This window comes from Streptomyces sp. NPDC044106 (assembly GCF_056433985.1).
Window position 1 is genome coordinate 153,581 of sequence record NZ_JBWKFZ010000018.1, and the last position, 7,386, is coordinate 160,966.

Sequence of the window (7,386 nt, forward strand, 5' to 3'; positions counted from 1 at the left end):
GTCGAGAACATGCCGATCAAAGCCGTGGTCTGGGACATCGATACTGCGTTCATCGGGGGATAACCCCCGAACCCCCAGCCGGAACCGACGGCGAGCGTTACCGTCGAAGCCATGCCGATCAAAGCCGTGGTCTGGGACATCGATGACACGATCTTCGACTACGCGCGCGCCGACACCACCGGTATGCGGGCCCACCTCAGTGCCGAGGGGCTCCTTGAGCGGTACGAGTCCGCCGAGCGCGCCCTCGACCTCTGGAAGGGGCTCACCGAGCGCCACTGGGCCCGCTTCGGCGCCGGGGGAGTGACATTCGAGCAGCAGCGCCGCGACCGCATACGCGACTTCCTCGACGTCCCGGAGCTGTCCGACGCCGACGCCGACGCCTGGTTCGCGCGTTACGTCGGTCACTACGAATCGGCCTGGTCGCTCTTCCCCGACACCCTCCCCACCCTGGACGCCCTCGCCGGCGACTACCGCCAGGCGGTCCTGTCCAACTCCGCCCTGGCCGTCCAGGACCGCAAGCTGACCATCCTCGGCATCCGCAGCCACTTCGAGGCGGTCCTGTGCGCCGCTGACCTGGGCTTCTCCAAACCCGCCGCGGAGGCCTTCGGCGCGGTCTGCACGACGCTCGGCCTCGCGCCCGCCGAGATCGCCTACGTCGGCGACCAGCCGGAGATCGACGCGAGAGGGGCGCGGGACGCCGGTCTGCTCGGCATCTGGCTCGACCGCGACGGCTCGGCGCGGGACGCCCCGGCGGGCGTACACCGCATCTCGCGTCTCTCCGAGCTCCCCGCGCTGCTGTGTGCGGATACCCGTTTTGGAGCGCCGTCCACCTTCGGGTAATGTTCTTTCTGCGCCGCCCGAGAAGGCCGAAAGGTCCGGCCGGGAAGCGCACATCAAATAAAACCCCGCAAGGGGTTGCGTTTTGATGGCCTATGGTGTAATTGGCAGCACGACGGTTTCTGGTTCCGTTAGTCTAGGTTCGAGTCCTGGTAGGCCAGCTCGCAGAGCTCATCTGCAACCGCGGGTGTCGTTCAATGACACAGCATCCGCAAGGCCCCCGTTGTGTAGCGGCCTAGCACGCCGCCCTCTCAAGGCGGTAGCGCCGGTTCGAATCCGGTCGGGGGTACAGATCCTTCCCGCGGGGACAGATCGGGTCGCACCCACTGTTTCTGATGCAGGATCGCTAGGGCCCCCGTTGTGTAGCGGCCTAGCACGCCGCCCTCTCAAGGCGGTAGCGCCGGTTCGAATCCGGTCGGGGGTACTGTAGGTCATAGACTTGGTCTAGACCACATTGGGCTATGGTGTAATTGGCAGCACGACGGTTTCTGGTTCCGTTAGTTTAGGTTCGAGTCCTGGTAGCCCAGCGCAGTATCGATTTTGTGACTCCGCCACGTGGCACGTGGCGGCGCAAGATCCTCGCCCCCGTTGTGTAGCGGCCTAGCACGCCGCCCTCTCAAGGCGGTAGCGCCGGTTCGAATCCGGTCGGGGGTACAAGAACGACAGAGGGCCTTCCCGTGAGGGAGGGCCCTTTCGTCATTCCCGCGGCGCCTTTGGTCCGTAACGCCGGCCGGACTCCTCGGCCTGTGCCATGCGGCGCAGGCTCAGCAGGACCGGCTCGTAGAGCACGGTGAGCGCGACCGCCGCCTCCAGCTGCTCGTCCGGCGACTCGTACCGTTCGATCAAGTCCAGGTCCGCCACGGCCAGTTGCCGCCCCGCGTCCGCGTACGGCGCCAAGTCCGCCACGCCGCACGGGTATCCGAGCCGGGCCAGGGTGCCCACGGCGGTCACCAGCATCCGATAGGCCGGCGACTCCGCTCCGTACCCCTGGGCGTTCCGCCAGCCGAGGCGCTCCAGCAGAGCGTCCACCGTCCGGCCCGCCGCCTCCTGGAGCGAGTCGTCCGCGGGGGACTCCGGGCCGTGCGGCAGAGCCCATACCGCCGTCCCCAGGCGGGAGTTGTGGTCCAGCGAGTCGTCCTCCAGCGCGGTGAGCACCTCGCGCGCCGACGCGATCGGCACCCGGCCCACCTGGACAAGCGCCCGCACGAGCCGCAACCGCTGGAGGTGCGCGTCGTCGTACTCGGCCTGCGTCGCCGTCACGCGCCGGCCCGGCGGGAGCAGCCCCTCGCGCAGGTAGTACTTGATCGTGGCCGTGGGGACCCCGCTGCGCCGGCTCAGTTCCGCCAGTCTCATTCGGTTCGTGCCTCCTCTTGCGCCCTCTTGCACTCCTCCTTGGAGAGTGACACTATCCAAGCATGGATAGCGGAACTATCCAACGTTGTGCCAGGCTCCAGCAGGGAGGAACGGCCATGAGTGACAAGCCGATCGAAGGGCGCATGACCGCCGAGAGGGAAGAAGGCGTCGTCATCTTCCACATCGGGATGCGCATCAACAGCTTCCGCGCGGTCCGCAGCTGGTTGCCCGTCTTCCGCGCGATGCCGCGCATGCTCAAGGAGCTGTCGAAGGACCGGGAGAGCGGGCTGCTGGGCTACCAACTCCTCCTCGGCTCCCCGCGCGTGCTGTGCGTGGTCCAGTACTGGGAGTCGCAGGAGAAGCTGCTTGCCTACTCGGCGGCCCCGGACAAGGTGCACCGGCCCGAGTGGACGGCCTTCAACCGCCGCCTCAAGCAGGGCAGGGGGAAGGTCGGCTTCTGGCACGAGACGTATGTCGTGCCGGCCGGCGCTCATGAGGCGGTGTACGTGAACATGCCGCCGTTCGGCCTGGCCGCGGCCACCGGTGTGATCCCGGTCGGCCGTCGCGGGGAGCGGGCCGCCGACCGCCTGAAGGCGGTCTGACGCCCACCGGCCGAAGGTCAGGGCACGGAAAGGCCGAAGGCCGGGGCAGAGAAAAGCGCCGGAAGAGGCTGCCGCGGCGTTGGGGCAGCTCCTTCCGGCGCTGTGCGTGGATCGACGCTCCCGGCGCCGTGGGCGTCAGCCGCCGGAGCGGCGCAGGGCCTCGGAGAGGCGGCCCGCCGCGTCGATGACCGCCTGCGCGTGCATGCGGCCCGGGTGGCGGGTCAGGCGCTCGATCGGTCCGGAGACCGAGACGGCGGCGACCACGCGGTTCGAGGGGCCGCGCACGGGCGCGGAGACGGACGCGACGCCCGGCTCGCGCTCGCCGATCGACTGGGCCCAGCCCCGGCGGCGTACGCCCGAGAGGGCCGTGGCCGTGAAGCGGGCGCCCTGGAGGCCGCGGTGCAGGCGCTCCGGCTCCTCCCAGGCCATCAGGATCTGCGCCGACGAGCCCGCCTTCATCGTGAGCGTCGAGCCCACCGGGACGGTGTCGCGCAGGCCCGAGAGGCGCTCCGCCGCGGCCACGCAGATGCGCATGTCGCCCTGGCGGCGGTAGAGCTGCGCGCTCTCGCCCGTGACGTCGCGCAGATGGGTCAGGACGGGGCCCGCCGTGGCCAGCAGGCGGTCCTCGCCGGCCGCCGCCGCGAGCTCCGACAGGCGCGGGCCGAGGATGAAACGGCCCTGCATGTCCCGCGCCACCATCCGGTGGTGTTCCAGGGCCACGGCCAGTCGGTGGGCCGTGGGTCGTGCGAGCCCGGTGGCCGCGACCAAGCCCGCGAGGGTGGCCGGACCGGACTCCAGGGCGCTCAGGACAAGGGCCGCCTTGTCGAGAACGCCTACGCCGCTAGAGTTGTCCATGCGTCGATACTCGCGTCTCACTCTGTGAAACGCAAGTTCAATTTTCCGGCGAACGCGCCACTCTGTACGAGCGATCCGCGGACCAACGGATCGGCGGTCGACGCGCGGCACGAGGGGTACGCGCGTCGGCGAACGGATTCTCTAGTTGGGCCGGCGAAGCGGCCGGTCGGAGGGAAAGCGATGGGTAGGACACTCGCGGAGAAGGTCTGGGACGACCATGTCGTCCGGCGCGCCGAGGGCGAGCCCGACCTCCTCTTCATCGATCTGCACCTGCTGCACGAGGTGACCAGCCCCCAGGCCTTCGACGGTCTCCGGCAGGCCGGCCGGCAGGTGCGGCGGCTCGACCTCACCATCGCGACCGAGGATCACAACACCCCGACCCTCGACATCGACAAGCCCATCGCCGACCCGGTCTCACGGGCGCAGCTGGAGACGCTGCGCAAGAACTGCGCCGAGTTCGGCGTGCGCCTGCACCCCCTGGGCGACGTCGAGCAGGGCGTCGTCCACGTGGTGGGCCCGCAGCTCGGCCTGACCCAGCCCGGCACCACGGTGGTCTGCGGCGACTCGCACACCTCCACCCACGGTGCCTTCGGCGCGCTGGCGTTCGGCATCGGCACCTCCCAGGTCGAGCACGTCCTCGCCACCCAGACGCTGCCGATGGCACCGCCGAAGACCATGGCCATCACCGTCGACGGCGAACTGCCCGACGACGTCACGGCCAAGGACCTGATCCTCGCGATCATCGCGCAGATCGGCACCGGCGGCGGCCAGGGCTACGTCCTGGAGTACCGCGGCTCCGCCATCGAGAAGCTCTCGATGGAGGCCCGCATGACCATCTGCAACATGTCCATCGAGGCGGGCGCCCGCGCCGGGATGATCGCCCCGGACAAGACGACCTTCGACTACATCGAGGGCCGCGCCCACGCCCCGCAGGGCGAGGACTGGGACGCCGCGGTGGCGTACTGGAAGACCCTGAAGACCGACGACGACGCGGTCTTCGACGCCGAGGTCTACATCGACGCCGCCTCGCTGGCCCCGTTCGTGACCTGGGGCACCAACCCCGGCCAGGGAGCGCCCCTTTCGGCGAACGTCCCCGACCCCGCTTCGTACGAAGACGCTTCGGAGCGCTACGCCGCCGAAAAGGCCCTCGAGTACATGGGGTTGGCGGCCGGGCAGCCGCTGCGCGACATCAAGGTCGACACCGTCTTCGTAGGCTCCTGCACCAACGGACGCATCGAGGACCTGCGCGCGGCCGCCGCCGTCGTCGAGGGCCGCAAAGTCGCCGACGGCGTACGGATGCTGGTCGTCCCCGGCTCGGTCAGGGTCGCCCTGCAGGCCGTCGAGGAGGGCCTGGACAAGGTCTTCACCGCCGCCGGAGCCGAATGGCGGCACGCGGGATGCTCGATGTGCCTGGGCATGAACCCCGACCAACTCGCTCCCGGCGAGCGCTCGGCCTCCACGTCGAACCGCAACTTCGAGGGCAGGCAGGGCAAGGGCGGCCGTACCCACCTGGTCTCCCCGCAGGTCGCCGCCGCCACCGCGGTCACCGGCCACCTGGCCTCGCCCGCCGACCTGTCCGACGCCCCCGTGACCGCCGGAGTCTGAGAACCATGGAAGCATTCACCACGCACACCGGCCGGGCCGTTCCGCTGCGCCGCAGCAACGTCGACACCGACCAGATCATCCCCGCCCACTGGCTGAAGAAGGTCACCAGGGACGGCTTCGAGGACGGGCTCTTCGAGGCCTGGCGCAAGGACCCGGAGTTCGTGCTCAACCGGCCCGAGCGCCAGGGCGCCACCGTCCTGGTGGCAGGACCCGACTTCGGCACCGGATCCTCCCGCGAGCACGCGGTCTGGGCGCTGCAGAACTTCGGCTTCAAGGCGGTCATCTCCTCCCGCTTCGCCGACATCTTCCGCGGCAACTCGCTGAAGAACGGCCTGCTCACCGTGGTGCTCGACCAGCAGGTCGTGGACGCGCTCTGGGAGCTGACGGAGCGCGACCCGCAGGCCGAGGTCACCGTTGACCTGCGGGATCGCCAAGTGCGCGCGCAGGGCGTCACCGCCGACTTCGAACTCGACGAGAACGCCCGCTGGCGGCTCCTGAACGGTCTGGACGACATCAGCATCACGCTGCAGAACGAGCCGGACATCGCCGCGTACGAGACGGGACGGCCCTCGTACAAGCCGCGGACCGTGCGGGTCTGACACCCCACAACACCCCGCGACACTCCGCAGGATCCGGCAACACCCCGACGTACCCCCAATCGTGAACGGTTGGGGGTACGTCTGCGTGCGCCCTCTTCGGGGTACCCGATGGCCTGAACGGGTGGTCTCAACTCCCTTGGCCGGGAAGGAAGAAGAGGCTGGAAATCCCCTTGTACTCAGCAGGACGGGGTACCCTCAGGAGGGCGGCGGACGGCGGCAGTTACCCCCTGCGGAGGCGACAACTCGCCCCAGATGGCACAATCGGTGCATGGGACGTGACAGCCAACTCGAGCTCTACGGGCTCGTCGCGGACCAACTGAAGGAAGCGCACTCACGAGTGCGCGCACTGCAAGTCCCGGAGGGCGTACGGATGGCGCTGACCCGGAAGCTGCTGGTCATTACGGCCGCGGCCAAACACGATCTCGCCGATGCGGCAAGGCGTCTGGAGCGATTGATGGCGTCCCTCGACGAAGCGGACGAGGGCCGATTCCCCCAAGACGGCTGAGCGGCAGCCTCAACGGGCCTTCGCGGAACTCCGAGATGGGCCACTTCGTTGCGGCACAAGGGTGATTAGCCCGTTTCGTGTTTGATTTGCGGTATATATCTGCCTAACGTGCGAAAAAGCCGGAGTATTTCGCTCCCGGCAATGTCTCCGAAGGGGAAGACGTGAACAAGGCGCAGCTCGTAGAAGCGATTGCCGACAAGGTGGGGGGCCGTCAGCAGGCCGCCGACGCCGTCGACGCGGTCCTGGACGCCGTCGTCCGTGCCGTTGTCAGCGGGGACCGTGTTTCGGTCACCGGGTTCGGCTCGTTCGAGAAGGTCGACCGCCCGGCCCGTTACGCCCGCAACCCGCAGACCGGGGAGCGCGTGCGGGTCAAGAAGACCTCGGTTCCGCGTTTCCGTGCCGGTCAGGGCTTCAAGGACCTGGTGAGCGGCTCGAAGAAGCTCCCCAAGAACGACGTCGCGGTCAAGAAGGCGCCCAAGGGCAGCCTGTCCGGCGGCGCTTCGGCGACGGTCAAGAAGGCCGCGGCGAAGAAGGCCACCGCCAAGAAGTCCGCCACGAAGGCCACGGCCAAGAAGGCGACGCCGGCGGCGAAGAAGACCACTGCCAAGAAGACCACGGCGACGGCGACGAAGGCCGCGGCGAAGAAGGCCACCGCCAAGAAGTCCGCCACGAAGGCCACGGCCAAGAAGGCCACCCCGGCGGCGGCGAAGAAGGCCACCGCCAAGAAGGCCACGCCCGCGGCGAAGAAGGCCACGGCGAAGAAGACCGCGCCCGCCACGAAGGCCACCGCGAAGAAGACCGCGCCCGCCAAGAAGGCCACGACGCGCAAGACGACCGCCAAGAAGACCACGGCCCGCAAGAAGTAGGGGCACGAGGGCACTCACGCGCCGGGCCGGGCTCCCACGGGGGAGCCCGGCCCGCGTCGTGTGTCCGGTCTCTCAGAGCCTGTGTCATATCCCCGGCCGGGTGGGCGTCGTCTGGCACGCACGCTCGCCGCGTTGCCGAAAAGCCCTAGTAGCTCCTCCCCCAG

8 protein-coding genes and 5 tRNA genes are annotated in these 7,386 nt (G+C 69.1%); 11 read left to right on the forward strand and 2 right to left on the reverse strand.

What is annotated here, in order from left to right; all coding sequences use genetic code 11:
- Nucleotides 1-111 precede the first annotated feature (111 nt).
- From AC07DI_RS29850 to AC07DI_RS29875, 6 genes are all read left to right on the forward strand, one after another.
- Entirely contained in the window at nucleotides 112-840 is a 729-nt protein-coding gene (locus tag AC07DI_RS29850) for an HAD family hydrolase (RefSeq protein WP_478907259.1), read from the forward strand.
- An 86-nt stretch (nucleotides 841-926) separates the two neighbouring features.
- Nucleotides 927-998 (forward strand) — tRNA-Gln (locus AC07DI_RS29855).
- A gap of 55 nt (nucleotides 999-1,053) precedes the next feature.
- Nucleotides 1,054-1,126, forward strand: a tRNA-Glu gene (locus tag AC07DI_RS29860).
- Nucleotides 1,127-1,188: 62 nt separating this feature from the next.
- Nucleotides 1,189-1,261, forward strand: a tRNA-Glu gene (locus AC07DI_RS29865).
- A 31-nt stretch (nucleotides 1,262-1,292) separates the two neighbouring features.
- Nucleotides 1,293-1,364 (forward strand) — tRNA-Gln (locus AC07DI_RS29870).
- A gap of 54 nt (nucleotides 1,365-1,418) precedes the next feature.
- Nucleotides 1,419-1,491: transfer RNA gene (locus AC07DI_RS29875), tRNA-Glu, on the forward strand.
- Between the two features lie 42 nt (nucleotides 1,492-1,533).
- Here the strand turns inward: AC07DI_RS29875 and AC07DI_RS29880 are convergent.
- Nucleotides 1,534-2,190, reverse strand: coding sequence for a MerR family transcriptional regulator (locus AC07DI_RS29880; RefSeq protein ID WP_384249919.1), 657 nt, complete (start codon nucleotides 2,188-2,190; stop codon nucleotides 1,534-1,536).
- A 116-nt stretch (nucleotides 2,191-2,306) separates the two neighbouring features.
- Here AC07DI_RS29880 and AC07DI_RS29885 point away from each other — a divergent pair, with 116 nt between their 5' ends.
- The gene (locus tag AC07DI_RS29885; RefSeq protein WP_384249921.1) at nucleotides 2,307-2,792 is read left to right on the forward strand and encodes a DUF4188 domain-containing protein; all 486 of its coding nucleotides are present in this window, start codon (nucleotides 2,307-2,309) and stop codon (nucleotides 2,790-2,792) included.
- 135 nt (nucleotides 2,793-2,927) lie between these two features.
- Here AC07DI_RS29885 and ndgR read toward each other — a convergent pair whose 3' ends face one another.
- Nucleotides 2,928-3,647 carry an IclR family transcriptional regulator NdgR gene (ndgR, locus tag AC07DI_RS29890; protein ID WP_055564460.1) on the reverse strand — a complete coding sequence of 240 codons (720 nt, stop codon included), beginning with the start codon at nucleotides 3,645-3,647 and terminating at the stop codon, nucleotides 2,928-2,930.
- Between the two features lie 180 nt (nucleotides 3,648-3,827).
- Between ndgR and leuC the strand changes: the two genes are divergently transcribed.
- From leuC to AC07DI_RS29910, 4 genes are all read left to right on the forward strand, one after another.
- Nucleotides 3,828-5,252: a 3-isopropylmalate dehydratase large subunit gene (gene leuC / locus AC07DI_RS29895; protein WP_384249925.1), complete on the forward strand. Its 1,425-nt coding sequence runs from the start codon at nucleotides 3,828-3,830 to the stop codon at nucleotides 5,250-5,252.
- A gap of 5 nt (nucleotides 5,253-5,257) precedes the next feature.
- Complete coding sequence (gene leuD, locus AC07DI_RS29900) at nucleotides 5,258-5,851, forward strand: 3-isopropylmalate dehydratase small subunit (protein WP_384249927.1); 594 nt, start codon at nucleotides 5,258-5,260, stop codon at nucleotides 5,849-5,851.
- A 268-nt stretch (nucleotides 5,852-6,119) separates the two neighbouring features.
- Nucleotides 6,120-6,356, forward strand: a complete 237-nt coding sequence (locus AC07DI_RS29905) for an SCO5555 family protein (protein WP_055564463.1) — start codon at nucleotides 6,120-6,122, stop codon at nucleotides 6,354-6,356.
- A 161-nt stretch (nucleotides 6,357-6,517) separates the two neighbouring features.
- On the forward strand, nucleotides 6,518-7,222 hold the full coding sequence (locus AC07DI_RS29910) for an HU family DNA-binding protein (RefSeq protein ID WP_478907263.1): 705 nt from the start codon (nucleotides 6,518-6,520) through the stop codon (nucleotides 7,220-7,222).
- The last annotated feature ends 164 nt before the right edge of the window (nucleotides 7,223-7,386 follow it).

Bases quoted from the DNA above. Each gene is read 5' to 3' on its own strand.
- leuD (WP_384249927.1), top strand. From the start codon at position 5,258: ATGGAAGCATTCACCACGCACACCGGCCGGGCCGTTCCGCTGCGCCGC.
- AC07DI_RS29880 (WP_384249919.1), bottom strand. From the start codon at position 2,190: ATGAGACTGGCGGAACTGAGCCGGCGCAGCGGGGTCCCCACGGCCACG.
- AC07DI_RS29850 (WP_478907259.1), top strand. From the start codon at position 112: ATGCCGATCAAAGCCGTGGTCTGGGACATCGATGACACGATCTTCGAC.
- AC07DI_RS29885 (WP_384249921.1), top strand. From the start codon at position 2,307: ATGAGTGACAAGCCGATCGAAGGGCGCATGACCGCCGAGAGGGAAGAA.
- AC07DI_RS29905 (WP_055564463.1), top strand. From the start codon at position 6,120: ATGGGACGTGACAGCCAACTCGAGCTCTACGGGCTCGTCGCGGACCAA.
- ndgR (WP_055564460.1), bottom strand. From the start codon at position 3,647: ATGGACAACTCTAGCGGCGTAGGCGTTCTCGACAAGGCGGCCCTTGTC.
- leuC (WP_384249925.1), top strand. From the start codon at position 3,828: ATGGGTAGGACACTCGCGGAGAAGGTCTGGGACGACCATGTCGTCCGG.